The following is a 26,476-nucleotide window of genomic DNA, read 5'->3' as shown; positions in this document are numbered from 1 at the left end:
CGAATAAATTAATTTATGAACCAATTTTTTACATTTTTTAACACAAAAAAGAGGCTGGGGCAAAAGTCCTAGCCTCTCAATTATTTTTGGATTGTCGAGCAAGACGCAGTGGTTGAGTGGGCTCTACTACGCTGATTTCATCAGCTTTTACAGCCCTACTCAACTGTGCGGAGGTGGGACGACGAAATCGAATTCTAACGAATTACCGATTTCTGTCCCACTCTCTATTTTAAGTAGCAGTATTTGAAATCCAGCTTTTTAATCTGGTCCCAATTTTTTCGAGCCTCTGGTGGCAAGACGATGAGTTGCTGGCGCAACATCGTCGTGATTTCGAGATTTAAGGATTCGATGGGGAGGGCAATGGCTACGGAACTTTTTGCCCTTTGGATCTTGTCCATGCAATATTCAATATGATGGCAAGCTGCACCGGTCTGTGATTGACGGCTAGCTGCGATTTCTTGTCGCATATTGGAGAGTAATTGGACCAATTCAGACTTAAGGAATTCGATCGTATCTGATTTTTCTTGAGCTAAAAGAAACATAAGCACACCTCCTTTTGCTATAGTTTAATACTAATTTATTAAAAATGCAAGGGGGTAAAGTAAAAAAAATAAAATTTTTTTAGAAAAAGATACAGAAAAAGAGAGGGCTCACATCTCCCCACTAGAGACAGTCGAGTCCCTTATCTAAAAAATGGCTTTTCTCCCTTGGTCGGGTTGACTTGACAGAGGTCTGTAGCTATAAAAAAACTCCTGAAACATACTGGTTTCAGGAGTTGAGAGGCTTTGACCCGAAGGTCTTAAAGAAAAATATCGATTGATTATACAAGACCTTGTGCAATCATCGCGTTTGCAACATTTTCAAAGGCAGCGATGTTGGCACCTGCAAGGTAATCTTTACCAAGACCGTAAGTTTCTGCAGTTGTTTTAGCAGTGTTGAAGATGTTGGTCATGATGTCTTTCAAACGTCCGTCCACTTCTTCGCGTGTCCATGAAAGACGTTGGCTGTTTTGGCTCATTTCAAGAGCAGATACAGCAACCCCACCAGCATTGGCTGCTTTAGCAGGTCCGTAAAGAATACCATTTTCTTTGTATACGTTGATGGCATCGATGTTACTTGGCATGTTTGCTCCTTCAGAGACAACTTTCACACCTTGAGCAACCAAGCGTTTCGCTGCTTCGCCGTTGATCTCATTTTGAGTTGCACATGGAAGAGCGATGTCATAGTTACCAGCATAAGTCCATACAGAACCTTCGTAGTAAGTAGCAGTTGGTTTTTCAGCAGCGTATTCAGTCAAACGAGCACGACGTTTTTCTTTAACATCTGTAAGAAGGTCGAAGTCAATACCGTTTTCGTCGATCACGTAACCATTTGAGTCAGATACAGAGATAACAGTTGCACCAAGTTCAGTTGCTTTTTGAAGAGCGTATTGAGCAACGTTACCAGAACCTGAGATTACGACTTTCTTACCAGCAAAGCTGTCGCCGTTGGCTTTGAGCATTTCTTCAGTGTAGTAAACCAAACCATAACCAGTTGCTTCTGGACGGATCAAGCTACCACCGAAACCAAGAGGTTTACCAGTCAAGACACCAGCATCAAATTGGCGAAGGCGTTTGTATTGACCGTAAAGGTATCCGATTTCACGTCCACCAACCCCGATATCACCAGCTGGGACATCAAGAGAAGGACCGATGTGTTTTTGCAATTCAGTCATGAAGCTTTGGCAGAAACGCATCACTTCAGCGTCTGTTTTTCCTTTAGGATCGAAGTCAGATCCACCTTTACCACCACCGATAGGAAGACCAGTCAAGACGTTTTTGAAGATTTGTTCAAAACCGAGGAATTTCAAGATCCCTTGGTTAACAGTTGGGTGGAAACGAAGACCACCTTTGTAAGGACCTACAGCAGAGTTGAATTGAACACGGTAACCACGGTTTACTTGGATGTTTCCTTCACGGTCAACCCAAGGAACACGGAAAGAAATTACGCGTTCAGGTTCTGTAATACGAGCCAAAATGTTTTCTTCGATGTATTCAGGATGTTTTTCAAAAACAGGTTCCAAAGTGCTGAGGAACTCTTCAACAGCTTGAAGGAATTCAGCTTCGTGGCCGTTACGAGCTTTTACAGTTTCGAAAGTGCTTTGGATATATTCTTTAGCAGTTGTCATGTTAATTCTCCTTTGTGAATGAAACGAAAACCAGCAAACCCGCTAGGGGAGTGGTTTTGAGACAGTTGACAAACAATGTCATGTTTTATTACATGGATCATTATAGCAGACTTTTTTTGGCTTGTAAAGAAAAAAGTTGAATTTTCTGAAAATTTTATCGTAACTAGGAAAGTCCGAATGTTTGGAAGAATTTTTAGCTTTGATTGTCCGGAAGCTTCCAAGTGATGGTATAATGAAAGAAGAAAATAGAGAGCATCCCGAACGATTCTGTTGGTGGTGTTTCAAAAAAGGAGTACAAGATGGTATCGACAAAAACGCAAATTGCTGGTTTTGAATTTGACAACTGCTTGATGAATGCGGCAGGTGTAGCCTGTATGACTACTGAGGAATTAGAAGAAGTGAAGAACTCAGCTGCGGGAACCTTTGTGACCAAGACAGCGACCTTAGAATTCCGTGCTGGTAATCCAGAGCCACGCTACCAAGATGTGCCGCTTGGTTCGATCAATTCGATGGGGTTACCTAACCAAGGGTTGGACTATTATTTGAATTACTTATTGGAGTTGCAAGAAACGGATCCTGACCGGACCTTCTTCTTATCTCTCGTCGGCATGTCTCCTGAAGAAACTCATACTATCTTGAAAAAGGTGCAAGACAGTGACTTTAAAGGCTTGACAGAGTTGAACCTATCTTGTCCCAATGTCCCTGGGAAACCTCAGATAGCCTATGATTTTGATACGACAGATCGGATCTTGTCTGAGGTCTTTGCCTATTTCACCAAACCTCTAGGGATCAAGTTGCCCCCTTATTTTGATATCGTTCATTTCGACCAAGCAGCAGCGATCTTTAACAAATACCCGCTTAAGTTTGTCAACTGCGTCAATTCGATCGGAAATGGCCTCTACATCGAGGATGAATCCGTGGTGATCCGTCCGAAGAACGGATTTGGTGGGATTGGTGGAGAATACATCAAACCAACGGCTCTCGCCAATGTCCATGCCTTTTACCAACGTCTGAACCCAGAAATTCAGATTGTGGGGACAGGGGGCGTCTTGACTGGTCGCGATGCTTTTGAGCATATTCTTTGTGGGGCTAGTATGGTGCAAATCGGAACGACACTCCATAAAGAAGGAGTAGGAGCTTTTGACCGCATCACTGCGGAGCTCAAAGCCATCATGGAAGAAAAAGGCTACCAAAGCCTGGAAGACTTCCGTGGGAAATTGCATTACATTGACTAATCTTTCGAAAAGAACTTCCTCAAGTGGAAACTTGGGGAAGTTTTTTATGAGAGTGGGACAGAAATCGGTAATTCGTTAGAATTCAATTTCGTCGTCCCACCTCCGCACAGTTGAGTAGGTCTGTAAAAGCTGATGAAATCAGCGTAGTAGAGCCCACTCAACCACTGCGTCTTGCTCGACAATCCAAAAATAATTGAGAGGCTAGGACTTTTGTCCCAACCTCATTCTGTTCCTAGTTTTAGGAATTTTCCATTTCTATAGAGAGAAAAAGGTGTACAATGGAGGTGAAAAGGAAGGTGATTTCTATGGAAGAAAGGGATGTGATTCAAGAGGCAAGAACGACGATCAGCCTTCTTCAAACAGCCTTTTTGAAAGGATGCACCCCCAGTCCAGATGCCCTTCGATTTCGAGAAAATCTAGATCAGATGTTGAAAGGCTTACGAAAGGCTAGGCGGGTAGACAATCGTCTGTTGATTGAGTTAGAAAAGTTTTATCAGACTGCCAGTCTATTGATTGGTCTGGGCGGGCTAGCATTGAACGAAGAGGCCTTTCAAGCTTGGCGAGCTTATGATCACTGGCATTACGAGGTTGTGAAGCCTCAGTTACAGGTCTATGGACCGACGGTGCTTTTGTAGTTGATGTGCCTGGTGCTTGTCCACAGATATTCAGAGGAGGTGTTGGTCATGGTAGTCCTTCATGATTTTCTACATCAGTTAATCCTATCGTTTTGGAACTTTTATTACTCGCTCTTTTTCTTATTTGAAAAATAAGAAGGACTGAATCCCTTTTACATATAGTAGAAGGGATTTTTGATGCAGAATCCTTGAAAATCTGAGGCTCTTGGATTATGATGGAGCTAATAGATGAGAAGTGTTCCTTTTAGGGAATGCAGGAAGCGAGGAAAAAAGATGGCAGAGATTTATCTAGCAGGTGGCTGTTTTTGGGGCTTAGAGGAATATTTTTCACGGATCCCCGGTGTAGAAGAGACGACGGTGGGCTATGCCAATGGCCAGGTAGAAACGACCAACTACCAACTGATCAAGGAAACGGATCACGCAGAGACTGTAGAAGTCATCTACGATCCAGATAAAATCACCCTACGGGCGATTCTGCTCTACTATTTCCGGGTGATCGATCCCTTGTCCGTTAACAAGCAGGGAAATGATCGAGGCCGCCAATATCGGACCGGTGTCTATTATACAGACGAAGCAGACCGTGAAGTGATTGCCCAAGTGTTTGCGGAAGAAGAGAAGCAACTGGGCCGCAAAATCGCGGTTGAGTTGGAACCCTTGCGCCACTATATCTTGGCTGAGGACTACCACCAAGACTACCTCAAGAAGAATCCTGGAGGCTATTGCCATATCGATGTGACGGATGCTGAGCAGCCCTTGATTGATCCAGCAGCCTATCAGAAGCCAGATCAAGAAACCTTAAAGGCGAAACTGACAGCAGAACAGTACCAAGTCACCCAAGAAAGTGCGACGGAACGTCCTTTCCACAATGCCTATGATCAGACCTTTGAAGAGGGGATCTATGTGGATATTACGACGGGGGAACCTCTCTTTTTTGCCAAGGATAAGTTTGCGTCTGGCTGTGGATGGCCAAGTTTCTCCCGTCCCATTGCCAAAGATGTCGTCCACTATTACCAGGACCATAGCCACGGGATGGAGCGGATCGAAGTTCGTTCCCGTTCAGGCAATGCCCATCTCGGACATGTCTTCACCGATGGACCAAAAGATCAAGGAGGGCTTCGCTATTGTATCAATTCGGCCTCGCTACGCTTTATTCCAAAAGAGGAAATGGAGCAAGAAGGTTATGGATATTTGTTAAAAGCTTTGAGATAATAGAAAAAGCATCTTAGAAACTTTCCTTAGGTGAGTACGGACGTCAGCGAACTTCGAAGAAGTTCCATGACTTAGTTTTGAACCTAAAGTTTCAAAACTCCCGAGTGCCTGAAACATCACTGTTTCAGGCACTTTTCTCACAGCGGAAAGTTTCAGTAGATATCTGTATCAGTGAAAATCGGGATGATGTTTTCTGCAATACCACTTGGGTTGCCTTAGGTAAGAAAAAGATCCACATTCGGAGAGACAGAAGCCACTTTTATAAATAAGGAGCATGATTTTCAAGTTAGGATGCTTTTTAAGGAAAATATGAAAAGGTTTTCGTTATTCTAACAAAATATGTGTTAAAATTAGTATAATATTTAATTTGTAGAGATGTACTGGTGATGAAAGATTTAAAAAAAGAGATTGGGAAAAAAATAAAATCTACACGACTAGATAGAAAATATACACAAGCAGATATTTGCGATGATGAATCTGAATTGACTATTCGGCAATTAGCCCGAATTGAGAATGGTCAGGCTATGCCAACTGTACCCAAATTAATATATTTAGCGAAAAAACTGAATGTCGAGGTTCAGTATATTGTTGATATTGACAAAATTGAAATACCAAAAGATTATCTAAGGTTAAAGAAAGAATTGGTAGATAGTCCGACCTATGCGGATCGAGAACGAATTGAGCGGAAACTAGCGATTTTAGAAGAAATTGGGGAATGTTACTACGATCGTCTTCCAGAGGATGAACAATTACTTATAGATGTGATTCAAGCGCGTCTAGATATTTATAATAGTTCTGATGTGAGATATGGTCTTGCTCTTTTAGAAGAATACTTTCAACAAATCTTAAAGAAAACAATTTATACGGTTAATGATTTGTTAATTATTGAACTCTACTTTTTTTGCTGTGCTGTAGGATTAGAAGATAAAAGGTATTTTCAGGAGTTGGCTGATAAAGTAATGCTTGACATAGATTATGGGGACAAGGAATACCTGACACAGTTGGAAAAAATATTGCTTGTTTTGCTAGCTCAGTTGGAAGAAAAATATACGCTTAAATATATTCAAACTTTCGAAGATGTAATTGATAAGACGAGACATGTTTATTACAAACCTATTATTTATATGTTTAAAGCGAAATATATGCTCCATGTGGAAAAGAACAAGGAGAAATCTGAGGAGTTGTATGGAAAGGCAATTACATTTGCTGAATTATTGGATGATGAAGTGCTGGTACAAAGATTATTAGAAGAAAAACAGAAAGATTTTTAGCAACCCGACGTTTAAGTCATGTTGCTTTTTTCATTTTATGTTAGACTGAAATCATAAAAAAGCAAAGATATCAGAAAACTTTATTTCCTACAGTAGGATATATAACTGTTTGTTGGATCGGTATATTTTGGATGTTGTAGGACGATTTTTTAGTTGATTCGTTTCCCAAACATTCATTTTAGAGAAAAGGAGTTTATGATGAAAAATAGAAATTTGTGGCGATCGATTTTTGCGCTTTCGGCTATGGTGACTCTGATTGGATTAGGATTTACTGCCTATAATCATTTTGTCTTTCATCAACCTTTTATGAATCAGACGACAAAAGGGTTGCTTTCGGCCTTTTTCCTAAGTCTTGTCATGGTTGCGATTAGCCTGTCTAAATCAAACGATAAGAAGTGATGATCGATCATTTACATGAATTCATCAACTGTGCAGGAGCAGGACGATGAAGCGTTTCTAAACAATGGCGCTTCTGTCCTGCTCTCTTTTTTCTCTTCTTAAAAATTGTGATACAATGAAGAGAAAGTATTTCAATGACAGCTCAATTTGTTGGCGGATCATTGGAGAAACTAGGTACGAAGAAGAGGTAGGAATGTTAGAGAAGTTGGAGAGTGTGAAAGGGACCATCAAAACGATGGGGAAAGAGCTATCGGCGGCCTTTGATTGGGCTTTTGATCGTCTCTTTTCAAGGATTGAGCTGACGAATGAACAGTTTGTCTATGTGCTCTTGTCAGTCGTTTTTATCGTGGCCAATGCCATCTTGTGGGTGCAAAAGTTCCAAGGTTTTCCGATCACCGCAACCGAACGGCCAGAGGTTGTGTACAAGGCAAAAACACCGGCTGATCAGATCCCTCATACAGCTCGGATTATGGCCAATGGAGACCAGCTCTATCATGATCTGGTCTATATGAGTGCACAAAAGGAAGATGGAAGCTATGATTTTCATGAAAATTATGAGTATGTCAAACCCTGGCTACAAAAAGCGGATCTAGCCTTGGGTGATTTTGAGGGAACCATTAACCCGAATTACTATTTGTCAGGTTATCCTCTCTTTAATGCACCAAGCGAAGTCGTACCAGCCATCAAGGATGCTGGTTATGATGTCATGGATTTGGGACACAACCATATCTTGGATTCAGGCCTAGATGGGGTCTATTCGACAGCCAAGGCCTTTGAAGATGCAGGCATCACACCTGTCGGTGTCTACACGCATGAAAAGAGAGGGCAAGCTCCCTTGGTGATCAAGGAAGTGAATGGCATCAAGATTGCTATTCTAGCCTATGCTTACGGCTTTAATGGGATGGAAACGACGCTCACTCCAGAGGAGCAAGCAGATGTCTTGTCTGATTTGGATGAAGAGCGGATGAAGGCGGAGATCCAAAAGGCAGAGCAAGAGGCCGATATTACTATTGTTATGCCCCAGATGGGAATCGAATACCAGTTGGAGCCGACAGAAGAGCAAAAAGAGCTCTACCATAAGATGATTTCATGGGGAGCTGATATTGTCTTTGGCGGGCATCCCCATGTTGTAGAGCCTGCTGAAGTGGTCAATAAAGATGGTCAAAACAAGCTCATCATCTACTCGATGGGGAATTTCCTTTCTAATCAGCGTCTGGAAACCATGGGGGACGTGGAGACCGCCCAGTGGACAGAGCGAGGAGTCTTGATGGATGTGACCATCGAAAAGGTCGGCCGCAAGACACGGATTAAGACGGCTACTGCTCATCCAACCTGGGTCAGTCGGACTCCAAAGGGAACCTATTCTCCTGAAGGTTATGAGTTGTACAACTACCAAACCTATATTTTGGAAGATTTTATCAAGGGTGGCAAATACCGCGATAAGTTAGATGAGGAGACCAAGGAGAGAGTGGACACGGCTTATCGAGAAATGAAGGAACATGTTCACTTGGACTGGCCTCAGAGTGGAAAGGAATAGAGCATGGAAGGAAATGTGAACTGGATCCCGCTTGGGATCCTAGGATTGATAGTGGTGATTTGGGCAACCAAATTTCTTACAGCCATCCGCCTCAAGCAAAAGCTGAAGAAGGCTTGGGATGGGGCGCCTTTCTTTCGCAAGAAAGACACAGAAGAAAGTTTGATAGATAGTCTGGCTTATCCAGCTAAGGGAAGGACGATCGATAGCCAAGTGGATGATCAGACCTGGCATGATTTGGCTTTGGATGCGGTCTTTGATCAGCTCAACTATACCCAATCGAGCCTTGGAGCAGAGGCTCTCTATCAAAAAATGCGCCTGCTGGAATTCCAGCCTCAGGACCAGCTTCATGACTTAGAAGCCTTCTTTGAAGAGCATCCTGATTTGCGCCTCAAGGTCCAGGTCATTTTCAACCAACTAGGCAAGAAGAACCACAACATGGCGCGGAGCATTGTCGCAAATCCCGGCAAGCATTATGCAGGTTTGCCCCTCTATCTAGCCTTGGCCTGCCTTCCCATTGTCTGTCTCTTTGCCATCCCCTTTGAGCCAGTCGGGGCGATTACCCTCTTGGTGATCAGTGTGGTCTTTAATATTGTCTTTTCGAGTTTGCACAATTGGTCCAATAAAATCCGTCTGGATAATGTTAGCTATCTGGTCCGCATCTTTGCTTCGGCAGAACGCTTGAGCCATCTAGCCTTGCCACAACAAGAAGCACTCAAGCAAGCGGTCAAACCCTTTAAGAAAACGCGGATCCTTGCCAGTGTCTTGCAGAGTCCAACGGGGACCTCTGAGATGGAAATTGTTCTCCTCTACCTCAACGTCCTCTTTTTACTCCCGCAGATCGCTCAGGTTTATATTTACAATCAGGTGAAGGCTCATCAAAAGGAGGCTCAGAAGCTTCTGGATCTCCTTGGAGAGATGGAAGTCGCCATTAGTCTCTTGCGCCACAAGCGAGACCTAGAAGTGGTCTGTCAGCCGGTCTTTACGGAAACGGGTGGCATTGAGGGAGAGACGCTCTATCATCCCTTGCTGTCCAATCCGATTGCGAATGATGTGCATTTTCAAAAAAATATGGTCATCAGTGGGGACAATGCGTCCGGGAAATCGACCTATTTGAAAACTGTCGCCATCAATGCCATTCTGGCTCAAGGATTAGGCTTTGCCTATGGAGAAAGATTGGCCCTTCCTTACGGTCATGTCCTAACGGCCATGGATGTGAGTGATGATATTGAAGTTGGAGATAGTTACTTCATCACTGAAAGTAAAGCTATTTTACGTATGATTCAGCATCTCAAAGAGCCTGGTTTTCATTACTTCTTTATTGACGAGCTCTTTAAGGGGACCAATACCATCGAGCGGATTGGATCAGGTCTTGGGATTGTCCGCTGGTTGGCTGCCCAAAACTGCCTCTACATGATTTCCAGTCACGATATTGAGCTGGTCGCAGCTTCTGGTGAGGTCAATGATAATTACCATTTTGACAGTCGCTATGTGGATGGCAAGATCGTCTTTGACTACCAGATCAAGCCAGGGTCAGCCGTGACCAAGAATGCGGTCAATACCCTGGAAAGCCTGCATTATCCAGAGGAGATTACGCAAACAGCCAAGGACTTGATTGACCAGTATGAAGAGACGGGGCACTGGTCTTTGAAAGAAATTGAAAAAGAATGAAAAATGAACGAAGGAGTTTGTAAATGATTGGTTTAGGGACCTTTTATAATGCCTTAGGAGTTGTATTTGGTGGGCTTTTAGGATTGCTCATCGGTCAACGTTTGTCAGAAGATTTTCATGAGACCCTTCTGAAAGTGACAGGAGTTGCTGTTTTTGTCTTGGGCATCGCAGGGACCTTGGAAAAGATGCTGGTGGTGCATGGAAGTCATGTAGAAAGTCACGGCAGTATGATGTTGATTCTGAGTCTAGTGATCGGGACCGTTATCGGGGAACTCTTGAAGATTGAGGAGGGCTTTGAGCGACTGGGAACCTGGCTGAAGAAAAAGACGGGCAACCAAGGTGATACCAGCTTTGTCGATGCCTTTATGACCACGGCCTTGACCATTTGTATCGGGGCTATGGCGGTGGTCGGAGCTGTCCAGGATGGCCTAACAGGCGACACCTCGACCTTGTTGGCTAAGGCTATTCTCGATATGGTTATCGTTCTGGTCTTGACCGTTTCAAAAGGAAAGGGTGCGATCTTTGCGGTGGTTCCACTCGTGATCCTTCAGGGATTGATCACGCTGTTGGCCCATTTGATCGCACCGATCATGACTCCGCAAGCCCTTTCGAATCTGTCCCTAGTTGGCTCCAGCCTCATTCTCTGTGTAGGGATCAATCTCATCTGGGGCAAACGAATCAAGGTCGCCAATCTCCTTCCAGCAGTGCTGATTGCCATTATTTGGGCCTTTGTTGGCTAAAAAGCAGAAGCTAACCGGTATAGATGGGTTAGCTTTTTTGCTTGTCCTTGTAGTCTTGTTAGAAAAATGAAGGTGCTCCGAAAAGAAAGGAATTCTTTTAAATGTGATAAAATAAGAAACAGGAGTGAAGATTGGATTCGTTTCGAAGGTGAAGGGTGAGTGAGTTATGATCAAACTAATTGCAACAGATATGGATGGGACCTTATTAGATGAGCGAGGAGAGGTGGATCTTCCGCGCCTGGAAAGGCTATTGGACCACTTGGATCAAAAAGGGATTCGCTTTGTCATTGCGACGGGAAATGAAATCCATCGCATGCGCCAGCTCTTGGGTCCTTTGGTCAAACGGGTGACCCTAGTCGTGGCCAATGGAGCTCGGATTTTTGAGGATGATCAAATGATTCTTGGGAAATTCTGGGATCGAGAACTAGTAGAGGCGGTTCTTGCTTATTTTAAGGGGCGGGAAATTTCAGACCAGCTGGTTGTGTCAGCTGTCAATGGTGGCTTTGTCAAGGAAGGAACGGTCTTTACAGAAGTTGAGAAATTCATGCAGCCGGAAGTGATTGAAGCCTTGTACAAGCGGATGAAGTTTGTTCCCGAATTGACAGCAGATCTATTTGATCAGGTGCTTAAAATGAGCTTGGTGGTTGGCTTGGATCGTCTCGATCAAGTGCGCCAGGAAGTCCAGCAGGCTTTTGGAGATCAGCTCATGGCAGTTTCGAGCGGTTTTGGCAGCATGGATCTCTTACAAGCCGGCATTCACAAGGCTTGGGGACTGGCTCAATTAATGGAGATGTGGCAACTTCATGCCAGCCAGGTTATGGCCTTTGGGGATAGCGGAAACGACATCGAAATGCTTGAAATGGCTGCTCACTCCTATGCTGTAGCCAATGCAGAGAAAGCTGTCAAGGCTGTTGCCAAACACTTAGCGCCGAGCCATCAGGAAGGTGGTGTCTACCAGGTGATCGAAGAGTATCTAGGATTAACCCCCTGGGAACAAGTGAAAGGAAAGAATTAGATGGCGGTACAACTGTTAGAAGACTGGCTCTTAAAGGAGCAGGAGAAAATCATAACAACCTATCGGGAACTCAATCAAGCCCCTTTGAAGGAGCCTGGTTTGATCTTTATCGGAGACTCCATCGTGGAGTATTTCCCCATTCATGAACTATTACAAAGTCCCAAACACATGGTCAATCGAGGAGTGCGAGGCTATAAGACGGATCTCCTTCGTGAGCATCTAGACGCCCATGTCTTTGGAACGGCGGTGGATCAGATCTTTCTCTTGATCGGGACCAATGATATCGGAAAAGAAATTCCTCAAAAGGAAACCTTAGACAATGTAGAAGCGGTCTTACAAGCAATTATGCGAGATTTTCCGCTGACCCACATCAACCTGATTTCGGTTCTACCGGTGAGTCAAGATGAGCGCTACAAACAAAAGGTCTATGTGCGGACCAATGAAAAAATTCAGGCCCTCAACCAGGCCTATCGCGAATTGGCCCAGGCCTACCACCAGGTCAGCTATATTGATGTGTATTCGTCTTTATTGGACGAAAAGGGGCAGTTGGCAGAAGCCTATACGACAGATGGCCTCCATTTAAGTGTGGCTGGTTACCGAGTTCTAGCCCAAGCTCTGCAGGAGACGTTATAGAGAAAACGTCTGTAGCAGGCAACTAGCGTTAACAGTAAAAGCCATGATTTACATGGTTTTTGGCTTGTAAATAATTAGAGTTCACCCAATTTTTTATACATACAAATAAGCGGGCTTCATGACAAAGCTCGCTTTTTCTGTTATGAAAGAAATAACTTATTTTCTAGTTTTTAGATAAATCATCTCTCCAAATATCCTTGACGGTCACATCCCCCCAATTCTTTGGGCTGAAGCGACTAGAGTAGATGGAGGTCCAATCTTTCAGGACTTTATTGCGGAGGACATCATCTGCTTCCTTGCGAATGCCTTCAATAGTCTTTCCATGCTCTGCCAGAAAGGCTTCCACTTGAGACTGTTGATAATATCTCACGCTATTCTCATCCTGATACCACATATAGCGTTCTATTTTTTTATTTGTTACACTATATGTATAACTTACATTTATTGTATTTTTTGTCTCAGGGAGTTTTATTCTCATAAAAATAAAAACTTCAGGTGCTCTATAATTCGAAAAATAAAATTGATAACCTAATTTCCCAATGTTTCTAGGCAAGGATGATGCTGTGTATTCAACACTATGTTTATAAACATCCTTTGAATCATTATCCGTAATATGGATATCATTTAAATTATTAAACACACTTTTACGCCATAAAAATTCAATATTCTGGTAATCACTCTTCTCATAATATATTTCATCAAAAATATTATGTATTCGCTGATGCTTATAGTACTGAAAACCACCAAAAGATAAACACAAGGCTATAAAAATTGAAATAAGTAGTAGTCTTTTTTTCATCCTTCTTCTCACACGCATCCATTCTTCTGTCAATTTACAGTTTTTTCAAGTTTACCGATCCACCACTCGCGCTTTAAAGTGGGCTGGCTTATCCTCTACATTGGTGATTGCGAATCTCCACGTTTTCCGAAAGCACCATAAATTCTCCAACCTAAAAGAAAGAGAATTACAGCTAGCGAACAGAACACTATTTGATGGAACAAATGTTCTAGAACAGTTTTTTTCATTTGTTCTACAACTGCATATAATCGCTTTTTAGCTTTCTCCGAACGTTGTTCCCAAACGGTCACTGAAGAACCTGTGCTACTTTCAATCACAGCTTGATTCTCAGCTGCTAATTTCAAATATCTCCCAGCATGACGAAGCCGTTTCTCTCCATTCAACCAACTAATTTCAACACGCTTGTCTCCTTGTAATCGATTATTATAACTGATGGATACCGCCTTATTCTCAGGGGAAATCTTACTTTCAATTTGACTATAGTCGTCCACCACATAGATAAGGCCGATGTTATGTCCATTTTCTTTCGATGTTACTAAATGAATATGCTCATCAAGAGCATGCCAATCCTGATCACTTTTATCTTGAATCCATTGAACCATACTGCTGTTCACATCCATCTTAGAAAATGAAATATATTGGTAGATCGGCTTCAAAATGAACAATAAAAAATAAACAAGCAAAACGAGTGAACAAAAGATAAATTTGTTTTTATTTTTCATTTACTTCTCCTCAATAAGATCATTTTTATCATGAATAATACTTAATAAGAAACGATTAAAAGTATACATTGGATCTCTTCCCCAATGTTCATATACTTCTGGATTTTCTTTAATTTTTGACTCAAGTGTTAACCATTTATCTTGTAAATGTAAAATTCCTTCATCATAATTCCCATTTCCTAAATTAACAACAAATTCGCGTGCTCTTGATTTAGTCTGCGACTCTACCTCATCATAATATTCACTTACAGTTTCAACGTAATCTCTGTTGTTTTTTATTCTATAATAAATATTCACTGCATCAAGATCAGCTTTATAATCGTCATTTCCCATACTTGGAGGAGCTCCGTTAGCACCTGCCACATCACCAAGATAACCTGCTCTCTCATTTAATATTCCGAATATAGTATCTGCTACTTCTTCCATTGGAGATTCATTAAAATAAGTGGAAATAACCGCATTTTGATGAGTATAATCGGCTTTACCACCAAATCTATCTAACATTTCTTCCAGTTGTTCTTTTTGTTGAGTATCTAATTCGTTAAAACTACTTATACCAAATATTGCATCTGCTGCTATGTTTAGTTTTTCTTCAACAATTTCTTTTGAATCACTTTCCTTTATTGCAACTAATCCCGAATACTTATGTTGATTCACTAACGCTTTTTTTATTAAATCAATTTTAGGATCTTTAAAACCAAGGTTATTCATCTCTTTTACAAAGTGTTCTTCTGCTTTTTGTGATGGTAATCCTGCAGTATAATACCATGAAATTCCTGAATAGGAGATTTCAGCCATTAACCGAATAAATTCTATGTTGGCTTTTTTTGCTCCATATTTATTTCTTAATTTTTCATACAAATCATATATTATTTTTGATTCAGTCTCATTAAAACCATAAGCAACTTGTAGAGTATTTATAAATCGTCCTTCTGAAAAAGATAAACTCTTATCAATTGGATTTAAGTCATGATTCTTAAGTGTAGTATTCTTCATTTTATCAAACCAAGTCATGTCTACACCGTCTACATAATAGTTACCATTATTATCGACAATAATCTTACTTAGCTGTGTGGCTCCCTGGATTGCTAAGGATAAAACTTGTAGGCTATCACTGAAATATTGAGAAACCTGCAACATAAACCATTCTAACTTCTCAATTTTGTCTTTCAGTTCGTCAATCCCCATCTGTAATTGGTATTCCAACTCATGTAAGGCATTATTTTTTGAGATATGATTTCCCAAATTTCCAGTTCCTAAAGCACCTATTATACTCCGAAGTTTTTCGTTTTCCCTTATCTGTGTCTTTACTTCTGCTAACTGTTTTTCTCTTGTTTCTTTCTGAGTTTTCAAATCATCTAAATCTAATTTCTTTCTGAGTTTTCAAATCATCTAAATCTAACTCGCTAAATCCTGAAATGACGGCATCTGCACTCTTATATGAGGACAACTCTGTCTGAATGTCATCTATAGCTGATTGAAGTTTTTTTATTGATGGAATGATGATCTCTGAAAATAGATTTTTCCCTGCAGTGTATGCTGCCCCTTGTAATTTACCTGATTCAAGGACAGAAATTAAATAATCACTACCACTAGAGAGTCTATCTGTTATTTCATTTGCAATCTCAATATTACTATTCATTGCCTCAATCAATGAACTTGACTCTGAAGAACTATACTTTATTCCCATGGTAGGCTATTCCTTTCATGTATTAACTTTTCTTTTTTTATGTCTATATCTTTTAACAATTTATTTGCTTCATAATCAAAGCCGTCAAGTTGATTATTCACATATTGTTCAACTTTCAATTCTAGCTCTCTCGTTTCTTGGATGAATCTTTGATTTTGTAGATTTACTGATAATCTTTGTTCTGCATTAATAGAAATATTTCTAAATTGCTCTATAAAATTCTCCAAAGATTGTTCACGACGTTTTTTCAAATTGCGAAGTTCATCTTCTTGGTGTTCAAGTTGAACTATTTGGTGAAATAGTCTATCTCTCTCTTTTTCATTAATGTCTTGTTTCACTAGACTTAACTCCTCCAACGTTGAGCCTGCTCAATATCTCTTTTTTCCATTGTTTCAGCAATTTGAGGAAATTTATTGGCCTGAATTAAAACAGCTTCGCTAAACTTTCCAACTGCTTCAAGCATTTGATTGGTTACTTCCTTACCATTTTCCATCCCTGTAATACCAGAAGAATAACTAAACTCTACTTGTTTGTTGTCTTTCTGAGATACATCTAAACCAAGTAGTTCACCAATAGCAGCCTGAGCTTCTATTGGACTGGACTTAATTTGAACTTTATCCATAATACGTTCCTCCTCTAACAATTCATTTTAAGTTCTATCTTATCATACTTTTTAGGAAAAGACATTTAAATTCCATGTAGAAGAGATACGAATGCTATAGCAAAAAGCCCAATCAGACAAATCTTCAAAGGAAGATTTGTTTTTTTTTTAAAACTTTTGGTTGACAAATGTAAATCTTAGGAGTAGAATAGCATCATAAGATTTACAAATGTAGATTTTGAAAGGAGAGGCCATGCAAATTTCCAATGCAGAATGGCAGGTCATGAAGATTATCTGGATGCAGGGGGAGCAGACCAGTACTGATCTCATAAAAGTATTAGAGAAAAGGTTCAGTTGGTCCAAATCCACGATCCAGACACTCTTGGCCCGTCTGGTTGAGAAAGAATGTTTGACTCGGGAAAAACAGGGCAAGTCCTTTATCTATTCAGCGTTGTTGACGCAGGAAGATAGTAGGAAGTTACTTGTCCAGGATATCAAAGATAAGGTTTGTTCCCGCAGGATCAAGCAGTTACTTGCTGATTTGATCAAAGAATGTGACTTTACCCTAGCTGACTTGGAAGGCTTGGAAGAAGTGATTTCAAAGAAAAAAGCAAGTGCTGTAACAGAAGTAAGATGTAATTGTATGTAAAGGAGACGCTATGTTAAATCTATTTGTATCTATTATTGTTCTAGGAATGATTGCTTTTATCCTCTTTTGGTTTTTCCAAAAACCTCAAGAAGACGGAAAGAGAGCCCAGCAAAAAAATGGCTATCAGGAGATTCGAGTGGAGGTCATGGGAGGCTATACTCCAGGAACCATTATCCTCAAAAAATCGCAACCTGCTCGCATTATTTTCGATCGAAAAGATCCGTCACCTTGCTTGGATCAAATCGTATTTCCAGACTTTGGTGTGCATGCAGACCTACCTATGGGAGAACAATATGTGGTTGAAATCACTCCTGAAGAAGCGGGAGAATATGGTTTCTCTTGTGGCATGAATATGATGCACGGTAAGATGATTGTAGAATAGGAGAATATTATGACTGAAATTGTAAAAGCAAGTATTGAAAATGGTGTTCAAAAAATCCGTATCACAGCAGAAAAAGGCTATCATCCAGCTCATATTCAACTACAAAAAGGAATTCCTGCTGAGATTACCTTTCATCGTGTGACACCGTCAAACTGTTATAAAGAAATTCTCTTCGAAGAAGAAGGAATTCTAGAACCAATCGCTCAAGATGAGGAAAAAGTCATTCGTTTTACTCCTCAAGACTTGGGTGAGCATGAATTTTCATGTGGTATGAAGATGCAAAAGGGGACCTACACCGTTGTTGAAAAAACTAAAAAGTCTCTCAGTCTGTTACAGCGTTTTTGGATTACTAGTATCTTTACTGTGCCTCTTGTGATTCTCATGATTGGGATGTCTACAGGAGGAATTAGTCACCAAGTCATGCGTTGGGGCACCTTTTTAGCTACGACACCTATTATGCTGGTAGCTGGAGTTCCATATATCAGAAGCGCCTGGGCTAGTTTTAAAAAGCACAATTCCAACATGGATACCTTGGTTGCTCTGGGAACACTAGTGGCCTATTTCTATAGCTTAGTTGCCCTCTTCACTGGTCTGCCCGTTTACTTTGAAAGTGCTGCATTTATCCTCTTCTTCATTCTTTTGGGAACAGTTTTTGAGGAAAAAATGCGAAAAAATACTTCGCAGGCAGTCGAAAAATTATTAGACCTACAAGCAAAAACAGCAGAGGTTTTGCGTGATGATGTTTATGTTCAAATACCTCTAGAACAAGTCAAAGTTGGGGATCTCATTCGCGTTCGACCAGGTGAAAAAATTGCCGTTGATGGGACTGTAATAGAAGGAGAAACTAGTATTGATGAATCAATGGTAACTGGGGAAAGTATTCCAGTCGATAAATCAGTTGGAGATGCTGTCATTGGTTCAACCATCAATAATAGTGGTACGATCATTTTTAGAGCTGAAAAAGTAGGTTCTGAAACCATGTTGGCTCAGATTGTAGACTTTGTGAAGAAAGCTCAAACCAGTCGTGCTCCTATTCAAGATTTGACAGACAAGATTTCTGGAATTTTCGTACCAGCAGTTGTCATTTTAGGACTCCTTACTTTTTGGATCTGGTTTGTTTTTCTTGGTGAAAGTTTTGTAACGTCGCTTCTCTATGGTGTTGCAGTCTTGATTATTGCCTGCCCTTGTGCTCTTGGACTTGCGACACCAACAGCACTCATGGTTGGAACAGGACGAAGTGCCAAGATGGGGATTCTTCTCAAAAATGGTACAGTTCTACAGGAAATCCAAAAAGTTCAAACGGTTGTTTTTGATAAGACAGGAACCTTGACCGAAGGGAAGCCAGTAGTGACAGATGTTATCGGAGATGAAGGAGAAGTGCTAAGTTTGGCTGCCTCATTAGAAGATGCCTCTCAACACCCGCTAGCTCAAGCTGTTGTCAATCGTGCATCTGAACTAGGAATTAGCCTTTACCCAGTGGAAAACTTCCAAGCCTTGCATGGAAAAGGTGTGACTGGGATTATTAATAGTAAACAAGTCTTGCTTGGGAATGCCAAACTTTTAGCTGACCTTGCTATTCCACATGATTATCAAGAACGATTTGATTTACTTGAAAAAGAAGCAAAAACAGTTGTCTTCCTATCCGTAGATGGTCAGTTAAAAGGCTTAATTGCCTTGCAGGATGTCCCTAAGGAAAATGCCAAAGAAGCTATTGCTAAATTGAAAAAACGTGGTCTTAGAACGGTCATGCTTACTGGAGATAATGCTGGAGTAGCCCATGCTATTGCAGAGCAAATTGGGATCGAAGAAGTGATTGCAAATGTCTTGCCAGAGGAAAAGGCACATGAAATTCACAAGCTTCAAAAGAATGGCAAATTGGCCTTTGTTGGAGATGGTATCAATGATGCGCCGGCCCTCAGTGTAGCGGATGTCGGAATTGCCATGGGATCTGGTACAGATATTGCCATTGAATCAGCAGATCTTGTCCTTACAACCAACAATTTACTAGGATTGGCGCGTGCTTTTGATATGAGTAAGAAGACCTTTAATCGTATTCTACTCAATCTTTTCTGGGCTTCTATCTATAACCTCATTGGTATTCCGATTGCAGCAGGAGTCTTTTCAGGACTTGGTTTAGTTCTCAATCCAGAACTTGCAGGATTGGCCATGGCCTTTAGTTCAGTATCTGTTTTAATCAGCTCTCTTATGCTTAATTTTACTAAAGTCGATTAATACTCTTCGAAAATCAAATTCAAACCACGTCAGCTTCACCTTGCGTACTCAAGTACAGCCTGCGGCTAGCTTCCTAGTTTGCTCTTTGATTTTCATTGAGTATAAAAAGGCGGTCTTAACCGCTTTTTTCTATTCTAAAACAGATTTTCGAAACGCTTCCAAATTGTACTGTAATAGAGAATGAAAGTTTCTGAGCACATTCTTATGAATCTGAAAACAAATGTGATAAATTAGGATTGTAAATTTACTGAATCGTTTTCAAATAACATATAAAAGCGCTTTTTGTAAATATATGAAATTATTTTGAAGGAGAGTTAAAATGACTCAAGGGAAAATTACTGCATCTGCAGCAATGCTCAACGTATTGAAAACATGGGGCGTAGACACGATCTACGGTATCCCATCAGGAACACTTAGCTCACTCATGGACGCTTTGGCTGAAGACAAAGATATCCGTTTCTTGCAAGTTCGCCACGAAGAAACCGGTGCTCTTGCAGCGGTTATGCAAGCTAAATTTGGCGGATCTATTGGTGTTGCAGTTGGTTCAGGTGGTCCAGGTGCAACTCACTTGATCAACGGTGTTTATGATGCAGCTATGGATAACACTCCATTCCTTGCTATCCTTGGATCACGTCCAGTTAACGAATTGAACATGGATGCCTTCCAAGAATTGAACCAAAACCCAATGTACAACGGTATCGCTGTTTACAACAAACGTGTAGCTTACGCTGAGCAATTGCCAAAAGTGATTGACGAAGCTTGCCGTGCTGCCGTTTCTAAAAAAGGCCCAGCTGTTGTTGAAATCCCAGTAAACTTCGGTTTCCAAGAAATCGACGAAAACTCATACTATGGATCAGGTTCATATGAGCGTTCATTCATCGCTCCAGCTTTGAACGAATTTGAAATCGACAAAGCTGTTGAAATCTTGAACAATGCTGAACGTCCAGTGATCTACGCTGGTTACGGTGGTGTTAAAGCTGGTGAAGTGATTACTGAATTGTCACGTAAAATCAAAGCACCAATCATCACAACTGGTAAAAACTTTGAAGCCTTTGAATGGAACTACGAAGGATTGACAGGTTCTGCTTACCGTGTTGGTTGGAAACCAGCCAACGAAGTGGTCTTTGAAGCAGACACAGTTCTTTTCCTTGGTTCAAACTTCCCATTTGCTGAAGTTTACGAAGCATTCAAGAATACTGAAAAATTCATCCAAGTGGATATTGACCCTTACAAACTTGGCAAACGTCACGCCCTTGACGCTTCAATCCTTGGTGACGCAGGTCAAGCAGCGAAAGCTATCCTTGACAAAGTGAACCCAGTTGAGTCTACTCCATGGTGGCGTGCAAACGTGAAGAACAACCAAAACTGGCGTGATTACATGAACAAACTCGAAGGTAAAACTGAGGGTGAATTGCAATTGTATCAAGTTTACAATGCAATCAACAAACATGCTGATCAAGACGCTATCTACTCAATCGACGTAGGTGACACTACTCAAACATCTACTCGTCACCTTCACATGACACCTAAGAACATGTGGCGTACATCTCCACTCTTTGCGACAATGGGTATTGCCCTTCCTGGTGGTATCGCTGCTAAGAAAGACAATCCAGATCGCCAAGTATGGAACATCATGGGTGACGGTGCATTCAACATGTGCTACCCAGACGTGATCACAAACGTTCAATACGACCTTCCAGTTATCAATGTTGTCTTCTCAAATGGTAAATATGCCTTCATCAAGGACAAATACGAAGACACAAACAAACACTTGTTTGGTTGTGACTTCCCTAATGCTGACTATGCGAAAATCGCTGAAGCGCAAGGTGCTGTAGGATTTACAGTTGACCGTATCGAAGACATCGATGCAGTTGTTGCAGAAGCTGTTAAATTGAACAAAGAAGGTAAAACTGTTGTGATCGATGCTCACATCACTCCACATCGTCCACTTCCAGTAGAAGTACTTGAGTTGGATCCAAAACAACACTCAGAAGAAGCAATCAAAGCCTTCAAGGAAAAATACGAAGCTGAAGAGCTTGTACCATTCCGCCTCTTCTTGGAAGAAGAAGGGTTGCAATCACGCGCTATTAAATAATTCCTAACGTGGGACTTAAAAAGATCGGAGCAATCCAGTCTTTTTATGGAGAATAGTAAATGAATTTAAATCAATTAGATCTTATCGTTTCAAATGTTCCTCAAGTCTGTGCGGAACTGGAGCATATCTTGGATAAAAAGGCAGACTATGTTGATGATGGTTTTGCTCAGTTTACGATTGGCAGTCACTGTCTTATGTTGTCCCGAAATCATTTAATTCCTTTGGAAGATTTTCAGTCAGGAATCATTCTTCATATCGAGGTTGAGGATGTAGACCTGAACTACAAACGGTTGAAAGAGCTTGGTGTCGAGATTTTACACGGTCCTTGTGAAACGGATTGGGGGACAGAGTCCTTATTAGTTAAAGGTCCTGCTGGTCTAGTGCTTGATTTTTATCGAATGAAATAGGTCGCTTAATCATTTGAAGCTAACCACAATGATTCTTAATACAGAATGTGAGAATATGAACTATTGAAAGATCGGAGCAATCCGGTTTTTTTTCTGTTATGCGATTTTCAGTCCGTCTCGTTCCATTAGGTGCGAGACAAAAAACCACCCGCTGACGGGTGGTTATGATTTCTACACTTATTGTTTGGCTTCCTGTTTTAATTGTTGCACCTGTTCCTTGTACTGGAGAAGCTCCTTGTCTTTTTTATGGATAGTCGTTTCTGCTTCAGCAATGCGGCTTTTCAGCTCTTGAGTCTTGCCATGGTGATAGCTAAAACCAATAGCACTACCAACAATGATCCCGATTACTAGACAAGTAAAAATCACCAAAATCAAGGGAGCAGATAGTTGTGTAAAGACAAGACTGACAGTTACTGTTTGACGATTGAGCAGACCAAAGCAGATCACAATGACTAATAAGATCAAACCGCCAATTAGATAAGCCTTATCTTTCAGTGACAATTCATTAAATTTTTTTAGCATAAGTTCCTTTTCTCCTGACTATGTTGATAGAAAATTACACACCATTTAGGTATTAACAAAATTCATTTTACTAGAAAATTTCGATACTGTCAATAATTTCTAACAGCTTATTTACCATCAATCGATTCATTGAAAAGGAGTATTCATTTTCTAATATTTGATTGACTAAACAGATCGGAGCAATCCAGTCTTTTTTCTGTTCCCTCTTTCTTCTCACAAGATTGTGATAGTTTACATCTTTATAACAAAAGCTTCAAAGTCTTGATTGTTTTGAAAGAAGATTATAAAATAAGATTCAGTAAAAATGAAATAGGTTTTGAAAATAACTGAAAAACAAATGAAAATGTTAGGTTGGGTAGCGACCTTTATGTCTGTTATGATGTATATGTCTTACTTCCCACAAATCATGGACAATCTGGCTGGTCAAAAAGGAAATTTCATTGAGCCCTTGGTTGCAGCGATCAACTGTAGTCTATGGGTCTACTACGGTCTTTTCAAAAAAGAAAGAGATATCCCCCTTGCAGCAGCGAATGCACCAGGTATTATTTTTGGCCTAGTAACCGCTATCACAGCTTTGATTTAAAAAGGAGACTGGTTTCAGTCTTTTTTTCGTACATGTAAGCGAGAACAGTACCATCATTACCCAGATAGTTCCAAACTTTTTGTCTCCTTTTTAGTATAATAGAATTAATAAATCAAATGAGGTAAAGTGATGACAGATAAATTGCAATTTCCAGAAGGGTTTCTATGGGGTGGTGCTACGGCAGCTAATCAATGTGAGGGTGCTTATAATCTCGATGGGCGTGGTTTAGCTAACGTTGATGTGGTACCCATTGGACCTGACCGTGAAGCCATTATCACAGGTCGGAAAAAGATGTTCGATTTTGAAGAGGGCTATTTTTACCCAGCTAAAGATGGCATTGATATGTACCATCGCTACAAGGAAGACATTGCCCTCTTTGGGGTAATGGGCTTTAAAACCTATCGCTTGTCCATTGCTTGGTCTCGGATCTTCCCAAAAGGGGATGAATTGGAGCCAAATGAAGCGGGTCTCCAATTTTATGAAGACCTCTTTAAGGAGTGCCACAAGTATGGCATTGAGCCCTTAGTGACCATTACCCACTTTGACTGTCCCATGCATTTGATTACAGAGTATGGAGGGTGGCGTAGTCGCAAGATGTTGGAATACTACGAACGCCTCTGCCGAACGCTCTTCACTCGTTACAAAGGCTTGGTCAACTACTGGCTGACCTTTAATGAGATCAATGTGATCCTTCACGCCCCCTTTATGGGAGCGGGGCTCTGCTTTGAAGAAGGGGAGAATGAGGAGCAAGTCAAATACCAGGCGGCTCACCATGAATTGGTCGCTTCAGCCATTGCCACCAAGCTTGCCCATGAAATTGACCCGAACAACAAGGTGGGCTGTATGTTGGCAGCAGGACCAAACTATCCGCATACCTGTGCTCCGGGAGATGTTTGGGCTGGTCTAGAAGAAGACCGCAAGAACTATTTCTTCATCGATGTGCAGGCGCGTGGGGAATACCCAAACTATGCTAAGAAAGAGTGGGAGCGTCAGGGAATCACGGTTGAGATGACCGAGCAGGACCTTCAATTATTGAAAGAGCATACGGTGGACTTTATTTCCTTCTCCTACTATGCTAGTCGGGTCGCTTCAGGGGATTCAGCTGAAAGGGAGAAAACAGCGGGCAATATCTTTGCCTCTCTGAAGAACCCCTACCTAGAAAGCTCGGAATGGGGTTGGCAGATTGATCCTCTTGGTCTCCGCATTACCCTCAATACCATCTGGGATCGTTATCAAAAGCCGATGTTTATCGTGGAAAATGGTCTTGGTGCAGTGGATACTCCAGATGAAAATGGCTATGTAGCTGATGATTACCGGATTAACTACCTGGCTGCCCATGTCAAGGCCATGCGAGATGCCATTAACGAAGATGGTGTTGTCCTCTGGGGCTATACGACTTGGGGCTGTATTGACCTGGTCTCTGCCGGGACTGGAGAAATGAAGAAGCGCTACGGCTTCATCTATGTCGATCGGGACAATGAAGGAAAAGGAACTTTAGCCCGCTCCCGTAAGAAATCCTTCTATTGGTACAAAGAAGTCATTGCGACCAATGGAGCTTCTGTTCACTAATGCAACACTCGATTAGGAGGAAAGTTCTTCTTGATCGAGTGTTTTCTTTGTATTTTTCATTGACGAAGGTCCCTTTATTTGATAGGCTAGAGGAATAGAAATGATTTGGAGTTCAAAGGAAAAAGGAGTGTGGCAAGTGGCACGGGTTTTATTAATCGAGGATAATAATGATATCCAAGAAATTTTATACAGTCTCTTAAGTGAAGACCATGAGGTCCTTCAGGCTTTTTCAGGTACAGAAGGGCTGCGGCTCTTCCAGCAAGAAAGCGTTGATTTGGTCCTTCTCGATATCATGCTTCCAGGGAAAAATGGCGATCAGGTTCTGGAGGAGATCCGTTTGCAGAGTCAGGTGCCGGTCATCATGATGACCGCTCTTGGAGACAAACACCTCATTAGCCAGTATCTCCTTGCAGGTGCCAATGATTATATCGTCAAGCCCTTTAATCTGGACGAAGTGGCAGCTCGGGTAACGGTGCAGCTGAGAAATAACAACACTTCGGCACAGGAACCTCCATCATCGAAAAAGCTGACCTTTAAAAATCTGGTCCTGAACCCAGAAACCTTTGAACTGGAGTCTGGAGAACATACGCTTCGCTTGGGCAAAAAAGAATTTCAAATTTTTGAGACCTTGCTGGCACATCCAAAGAAGATTTTTACCAAGGAAGAATTGTATGAAGCGGTCTGGGAAGAAGTTTATCTGCCTGGAGACAATACGCTCAATGCCCAGTTGAGCAACCTCCGAAAGAAAATTGCTCAGCTCGATCCTAATGAGGACTATATTGAAACCGTCTGGGGCTTGGGAGTTCGCTTGAAAGGAGACAAGTAATGTGGGGATTGGTTCTAGTTCTAGTCGTCTTTGTCCTTCTCTTTGAACTGGGTTACCTTCGCCTACTCTCTGCTCTCAAAGATTTGCAGGAGCAAATTCAAAAGAAGCTCCAAAATGGGAGTGGGGTACGGTTGACCTCTCAGGTTTCAAAAAAAGAATTGGTCGCCTTGACCAAGCAGGTCAGTGATCTCTTTGATCAGATCGAGCGGACCAATCGGATTGCCTTTCAAGAGAAGAAAACCTTGGATATGGCCATCAGTAATATTGCTCATGATATTCGGACACCTTTGACCATTGCTTCGGGCTATACCCAACAAATCATCAAGGGTGGGACGCAAGAAGAGGAAAAGCTGAAGAAAATTGCTTCCAATCTTCAAGTCGTCTCAAAACACTTGGAATCTCTCTTGGAATACAGACGCTTGATGGAGGGAGCCATCCAGCCTCGGCTTTCAGACGTCAATCTCAGCCAAGTGCTAACCCAGCAGTTATTCCAGTATTATGATAGCTTGTCTGAGGCGGGGATTGCCTTAGAGGTAGAGTTAGAAAAACATCTCCATTATGCTACCGATCCTGAGCTTTGGGAGCGCCTCTTGCAAAATATGCTCAGCAATGTTCTTAAGCATGGGAAGGAGCAGGCCCGTCTGACTCTGACCTCGGATACGGACACGATTCGAGTCGAGCTGCGCAGTATTGTGCAACAACCGATTCAGCACTTAGACCAACTGGCTAGTCGATTCTACTCAGAGAATCTATCGGATACAGAAGAGTCTTCTGGCTTGGGTCTCTACATTATTCAAAATTTTGTAGAGATCTTAGGGGGAGACTTGCAACTGGCAACGGAGGCAGACTGGTTTATCTTAACCATTACACTAAGAAAAAAGGCTTGAGCA

The 26,476-nt window shown here is 41.5% G+C and carries 27 protein-coding genes and 1 pseudogene; 19 read left to right on the top strand and 9 right to left on the bottom strand.

Annotated elements, in window-relative coordinates:
- Positions 1 to 224: 224 nt before the first annotated feature.
- Together LIZ08_RS02725 and gdhA are read right to left on the bottom strand one after the other, a co-directional pair.
- Positions 225 to 542: a hypothetical protein gene (locus LIZ08_RS02725; protein ID WP_049485484.1), complete on the bottom strand. Its 318-nt coding sequence runs from the start codon at positions 540 to 542 to the stop codon at positions 225 to 227.
- Between the two features lie 278 nt (positions 543 to 820).
- On the bottom strand, positions 821 to 2,167 hold the full coding sequence (gene gdhA / locus LIZ08_RS02720; protein ID WP_214260476.1) for an NADP-specific glutamate dehydrogenase: 1,347 nt from the start codon (positions 2,165 to 2,167) through the stop codon (positions 821 to 823).
- Between the two features lie 299 nt (positions 2,168 to 2,466).
- On the opposite strand from gdhA, the gene LIZ08_RS02715 reads away from it, so the two are divergent.
- The 10 genes from LIZ08_RS02715 to LIZ08_RS02670 all read left to right on the top strand — a co-directional run bounded on the left by LIZ08_RS02715 (position 2,467) and on the right by LIZ08_RS02670 (position 12,509).
- On the top strand, positions 2,467 to 3,402 hold the full coding sequence (locus tag LIZ08_RS02715; protein ID WP_003016837.1) for a dihydroorotate oxidase: 936 nt from the start codon (positions 2,467 to 2,469) through the stop codon (positions 3,400 to 3,402).
- 278 nt (positions 3,403 to 3,680) lie between these two features.
- The gene (locus LIZ08_RS02710) at positions 3,681 to 4,037 is read left to right on the top strand and encodes a hypothetical protein (RefSeq protein ID WP_024055113.1); all 357 of its coding nucleotides are present in this window, start codon (positions 3,681 to 3,683) and stop codon (positions 4,035 to 4,037) included.
- A 273-nt stretch (positions 4,038 to 4,310) separates the two neighbouring features.
- On the top strand, positions 4,311 to 5,246 hold the full coding sequence (msrB, locus tag LIZ08_RS02705) for a peptide-methionine (R)-S-oxide reductase MsrB (RefSeq protein ID WP_227038218.1): 936 nt from the start codon (positions 4,311 to 4,313) through the stop codon (positions 5,244 to 5,246).
- Between the two features lie 386 nt (positions 5,247 to 5,632).
- Positions 5,633 to 6,517: a helix-turn-helix domain-containing protein gene (locus LIZ08_RS02700; protein ID WP_125826605.1), complete on the top strand. Its 885-nt coding sequence runs from the start codon at positions 5,633 to 5,635 to the stop codon at positions 6,515 to 6,517.
- 195 nt (positions 6,518 to 6,712) lie between these two features.
- Positions 6,713 to 6,916 carry a hypothetical protein gene (locus LIZ08_RS02695; protein WP_125826604.1) on the top strand — a complete coding sequence of 68 codons (204 nt, stop codon included), beginning with the start codon at positions 6,713 to 6,715 and terminating at the stop codon, positions 6,914 to 6,916.
- 193 nt (positions 6,917 to 7,109) lie between these two features.
- The gene (locus LIZ08_RS02690; protein ID WP_125826603.1) at positions 7,110 to 8,453 is read left to right on the top strand and encodes a CapA family protein; all 1,344 of its coding nucleotides are present in this window, start codon (positions 7,110 to 7,112) and stop codon (positions 8,451 to 8,453) included.
- Between the two features lie 3 nt (positions 8,454 to 8,456).
- Complete coding sequence (locus tag LIZ08_RS02685; RefSeq protein WP_125826602.1) at positions 8,457 to 10,121, top strand: MutS-related protein; 1,665 nt, start codon at positions 8,457 to 8,459, stop codon at positions 10,119 to 10,121.
- A gap of 23 nt (positions 10,122 to 10,144) precedes the next feature.
- The gene (locus LIZ08_RS02680) at positions 10,145 to 10,861 is read left to right on the top strand and encodes a DUF554 domain-containing protein (protein WP_227038217.1); all 717 of its coding nucleotides are present in this window, start codon (positions 10,145 to 10,147) and stop codon (positions 10,859 to 10,861) included.
- A 166-nt stretch (positions 10,862 to 11,027) separates the two neighbouring features.
- Complete coding sequence (locus LIZ08_RS02675; protein WP_227038216.1) at positions 11,028 to 11,876, top strand: HAD family hydrolase; 849 nt, start codon at positions 11,028 to 11,030, stop codon at positions 11,874 to 11,876.
- Positions 11,877 to 12,509 carry an SGNH/GDSL hydrolase family protein gene (locus LIZ08_RS02670; protein ID WP_227038215.1) on the top strand — a complete coding sequence of 211 codons (633 nt, stop codon included), beginning with the start codon at positions 11,877 to 11,879 and terminating at the stop codon, positions 12,507 to 12,509.
- A gap of 163 nt (positions 12,510 to 12,672) precedes the next feature.
- Here the strand turns inward: LIZ08_RS02670 and LIZ08_RS02665 are convergent, their stop codons facing one another.
- From LIZ08_RS02665 to LIZ08_RS02645, 6 genes and pseudogenes are all read right to left on the bottom strand, one after another.
- Positions 12,673 to 13,308 (bottom strand): TipC family immunity protein, encoded by a 636-nt coding sequence (locus tag LIZ08_RS02665; protein WP_227038214.1) that lies wholly within the window; start codon positions 13,306 to 13,308, stop codon positions 12,673 to 12,675.
- A 95-nt stretch (positions 13,309 to 13,403) separates the two neighbouring features.
- The gene (locus LIZ08_RS02660) at positions 13,404 to 14,030 is read right to left on the bottom strand and encodes a hypothetical protein (protein ID WP_049474136.1); all 627 of its coding nucleotides are present in this window, start codon (positions 14,028 to 14,030) and stop codon (positions 13,404 to 13,406) included.
- Positions 14,031 to 15,383 (bottom strand): ATP-binding protein, encoded by a 1,353-nt coding sequence (locus LIZ08_RS10420; RefSeq protein WP_319637116.1) that lies wholly within the window; start codon positions 15,381 to 15,383, stop codon positions 14,031 to 14,033.
- 55 nt (positions 15,384 to 15,438) lie between these two features.
- Positions 15,439 to 15,720: pseudogene (locus tag LIZ08_RS10415) on the bottom strand (virulence protein); the annotation flags it as partial.
- Positions 15,711 to 16,058: a cingulin gene (locus LIZ08_RS02650; protein WP_227038213.1), complete on the bottom strand. Its 348-nt coding sequence runs from the start codon at positions 16,056 to 16,058 to the stop codon at positions 15,711 to 15,713. The gene LIZ08_RS02650 and the pseudogene LIZ08_RS10415, both read right to left, overlap by 10 nt.
- Before the next feature lie 5 nt (positions 16,059 to 16,063).
- Positions 16,064 to 16,342 (bottom strand): hypothetical protein, encoded by a 279-nt coding sequence (locus tag LIZ08_RS02645; protein ID WP_003008749.1) that lies wholly within the window; start codon positions 16,340 to 16,342, stop codon positions 16,064 to 16,066.
- Between the two features lie 232 nt (positions 16,343 to 16,574).
- Here LIZ08_RS02645 and LIZ08_RS02640 point away from each other — a divergent pair, with 232 nt between their 5' ends.
- The 5 genes from LIZ08_RS02640 (at position 16,575) to LIZ08_RS02620 (ending at position 22,086) form a co-directional block, all read left to right on the top strand.
- A complete protein-coding gene (locus LIZ08_RS02640; RefSeq protein WP_227038212.1) occupies positions 16,575 to 16,970 on the top strand; it encodes a CopY/TcrY family copper transport repressor in 396 nt (131 codons plus the stop codon).
- 10 nt (positions 16,971 to 16,980) lie between these two features.
- On the top strand, positions 16,981 to 17,352 hold the full coding sequence (locus LIZ08_RS02635) for a cupredoxin domain-containing protein (RefSeq protein ID WP_227038211.1): 372 nt from the start codon (positions 16,981 to 16,983) through the stop codon (positions 17,350 to 17,352).
- A 9-nt stretch (positions 17,353 to 17,361) separates the two neighbouring features.
- Complete coding sequence (locus LIZ08_RS02630) at positions 17,362 to 19,584, top strand: heavy metal translocating P-type ATPase (RefSeq protein ID WP_227038210.1); 2,223 nt, start codon at positions 17,362 to 17,364, stop codon at positions 19,582 to 19,584.
- 319 nt (positions 19,585 to 19,903) lie between these two features.
- On the top strand, positions 19,904 to 21,679 hold the full coding sequence (spxB, locus tag LIZ08_RS02625) for a pyruvate oxidase (protein WP_227038209.1): 1,776 nt from the start codon (positions 19,904 to 19,906) through the stop codon (positions 21,677 to 21,679).
- Positions 21,680 to 21,738: 59 nt separating this feature from the next.
- Positions 21,739 to 22,086 (top strand): VOC family protein, encoded by a 348-nt coding sequence (locus tag LIZ08_RS02620; RefSeq protein WP_227038208.1) that lies wholly within the window; start codon positions 21,739 to 21,741, stop codon positions 22,084 to 22,086.
- A gap of 177 nt (positions 22,087 to 22,263) precedes the next feature.
- On the opposite strand, the gene LIZ08_RS02615 is transcribed toward LIZ08_RS02620, so the two are convergent.
- Positions 22,264 to 22,608, bottom strand: coding sequence for a lipopolysaccharide assembly LapA domain-containing protein (locus LIZ08_RS02615; protein WP_227038207.1), 345 nt, complete (start codon positions 22,606 to 22,608; stop codon positions 22,264 to 22,266).
- A gap of 322 nt (positions 22,609 to 22,930) precedes the next feature.
- Here LIZ08_RS02615 and LIZ08_RS02610 point away from each other — a divergent pair, with 322 nt between their 5' ends.
- The 4 genes from LIZ08_RS02610 to LIZ08_RS02595 all read left to right on the top strand — a co-directional run bounded on the left by LIZ08_RS02610 (position 22,931) and on the right by LIZ08_RS02595 (position 26,473).
- Positions 22,931 to 23,191 carry a SemiSWEET family transporter gene (locus tag LIZ08_RS02610; RefSeq protein ID WP_025170330.1) on the top strand — a complete coding sequence of 87 codons (261 nt, stop codon included), beginning with the start codon at positions 22,931 to 22,933 and terminating at the stop codon, positions 23,189 to 23,191.
- Between the two features lie 129 nt (positions 23,192 to 23,320).
- Entirely contained in the window at positions 23,321 to 24,760 is a 1,440-nt protein-coding gene (locus tag LIZ08_RS02605) for a 6-phospho-beta-glucosidase (RefSeq protein ID WP_227038206.1), read from the top strand.
- Positions 24,761 to 24,896: 136 nt separating this feature from the next.
- Positions 24,897 to 25,586, top strand: a complete 690-nt coding sequence (locus tag LIZ08_RS02600) for a response regulator transcription factor (protein WP_227038227.1) — start codon at positions 24,897 to 24,899, stop codon at positions 25,584 to 25,586.
- A complete protein-coding gene (locus LIZ08_RS02595; protein WP_227038205.1) occupies positions 25,586 to 26,473 on the top strand; it encodes a sensor histidine kinase in 888 nt (295 codons plus the stop codon). Before LIZ08_RS02600 ends, LIZ08_RS02595 begins: the two co-directional genes overlap by 1 nt.
- Positions 26,474 to 26,476 lie beyond the last annotated feature (3 nt).

The organism is Streptococcus sp. 210928-DFI.4.42, assembly GCF_020554365.1.
Lineage (GTDB): Bacteria > Bacillota > Bacilli > Lactobacillales > Streptococcaceae > Streptococcus > Streptococcus parasanguinis_S.
The sequence above is the reverse complement of the archived record's forward strand: the minus strand, read 5'-3'. Positions and strand labels throughout refer to the sequence as shown.

Bases quoted from the DNA above. Each gene is read 5' to 3' on its own strand.
- LIZ08_RS02725 (WP_049485484.1), bottom strand. From the start codon at position 542: ATGTTTCTTTTAGCTCAAGAAAAATCAGATACGATCGAATTCCTTAAG.
- gdhA (WP_214260476.1), bottom strand. From the start codon at position 2,167: ATGACAACTGCTAAAGAATATATCCAAAGCACTTTCGAAACTGTAAAA.
- LIZ08_RS02715 (WP_003016837.1), top strand. From the start codon at position 2,467: ATGGTATCGACAAAAACGCAAATTGCTGGTTTTGAATTTGACAACTGC.
- LIZ08_RS02710 (WP_024055113.1), top strand. From the start codon at position 3,681: ATGGAGGTGAAAAGGAAGGTGATTTCTATGGAAGAAAGGGATGTGATT.
- msrB (WP_227038218.1), top strand. From the start codon at position 4,311: ATGGCAGAGATTTATCTAGCAGGTGGCTGTTTTTGGGGCTTAGAGGAA.
- LIZ08_RS02700 (WP_125826605.1), top strand. From the start codon at position 5,633: ATGAAAGATTTAAAAAAAGAGATTGGGAAAAAAATAAAATCTACACGA.
- LIZ08_RS02695 (WP_125826604.1), top strand. From the start codon at position 6,713: ATGATGAAAAATAGAAATTTGTGGCGATCGATTTTTGCGCTTTCGGCT.
- LIZ08_RS02690 (WP_125826603.1), top strand. From the start codon at position 7,110: ATGTTAGAGAAGTTGGAGAGTGTGAAAGGGACCATCAAAACGATGGGG.
- LIZ08_RS02685 (WP_125826602.1), top strand. From the start codon at position 8,457: ATGGAAGGAAATGTGAACTGGATCCCGCTTGGGATCCTAGGATTGATA.
- LIZ08_RS02680 (WP_227038217.1), top strand. From the start codon at position 10,145: ATGATTGGTTTAGGGACCTTTTATAATGCCTTAGGAGTTGTATTTGGT.
- LIZ08_RS02675 (WP_227038216.1), top strand. From the start codon at position 11,028: ATGATCAAACTAATTGCAACAGATATGGATGGGACCTTATTAGATGAG.
- LIZ08_RS02670 (WP_227038215.1), top strand. From the start codon at position 11,877: ATGGCGGTACAACTGTTAGAAGACTGGCTCTTAAAGGAGCAGGAGAAA.
- LIZ08_RS02665 (WP_227038214.1), bottom strand. From the start codon at position 13,308: ATGAAAAAAAGACTACTACTTATTTCAATTTTTATAGCCTTGTGTTTA.
- LIZ08_RS02660 (WP_049474136.1), bottom strand. From the start codon at position 14,030: ATGAAAAATAAAAACAAATTTATCTTTTGTTCACTCGTTTTGCTTGTT.
- LIZ08_RS02645 (WP_003008749.1), bottom strand. From the start codon at position 16,342: ATGGATAAAGTTCAAATTAAGTCCAGTCCAATAGAAGCTCAGGCTGCT.
- LIZ08_RS02640 (WP_227038212.1), top strand. From the start codon at position 16,575: ATGCAAATTTCCAATGCAGAATGGCAGGTCATGAAGATTATCTGGATG.
- LIZ08_RS02635 (WP_227038211.1), top strand. From the start codon at position 16,981: ATGTTAAATCTATTTGTATCTATTATTGTTCTAGGAATGATTGCTTTT.
- LIZ08_RS02630 (WP_227038210.1), top strand. From the start codon at position 17,362: ATGACTGAAATTGTAAAAGCAAGTATTGAAAATGGTGTTCAAAAAATC.
- spxB (WP_227038209.1), top strand. From the start codon at position 19,904: ATGACTCAAGGGAAAATTACTGCATCTGCAGCAATGCTCAACGTATTG.
- LIZ08_RS02620 (WP_227038208.1), top strand. From the start codon at position 21,739: ATGAATTTAAATCAATTAGATCTTATCGTTTCAAATGTTCCTCAAGTC.
- LIZ08_RS02615 (WP_227038207.1), bottom strand. From the start codon at position 22,608: ATGCTAAAAAAATTTAATGAATTGTCACTGAAAGATAAGGCTTATCTA.
- LIZ08_RS02605 (WP_227038206.1), top strand. From the start codon at position 23,321: ATGACAGATAAATTGCAATTTCCAGAAGGGTTTCTATGGGGTGGTGCT.
- LIZ08_RS02595 (WP_227038205.1), top strand. From the start codon at position 25,586: ATGTGGGGATTGGTTCTAGTTCTAGTCGTCTTTGTCCTTCTCTTTGAA.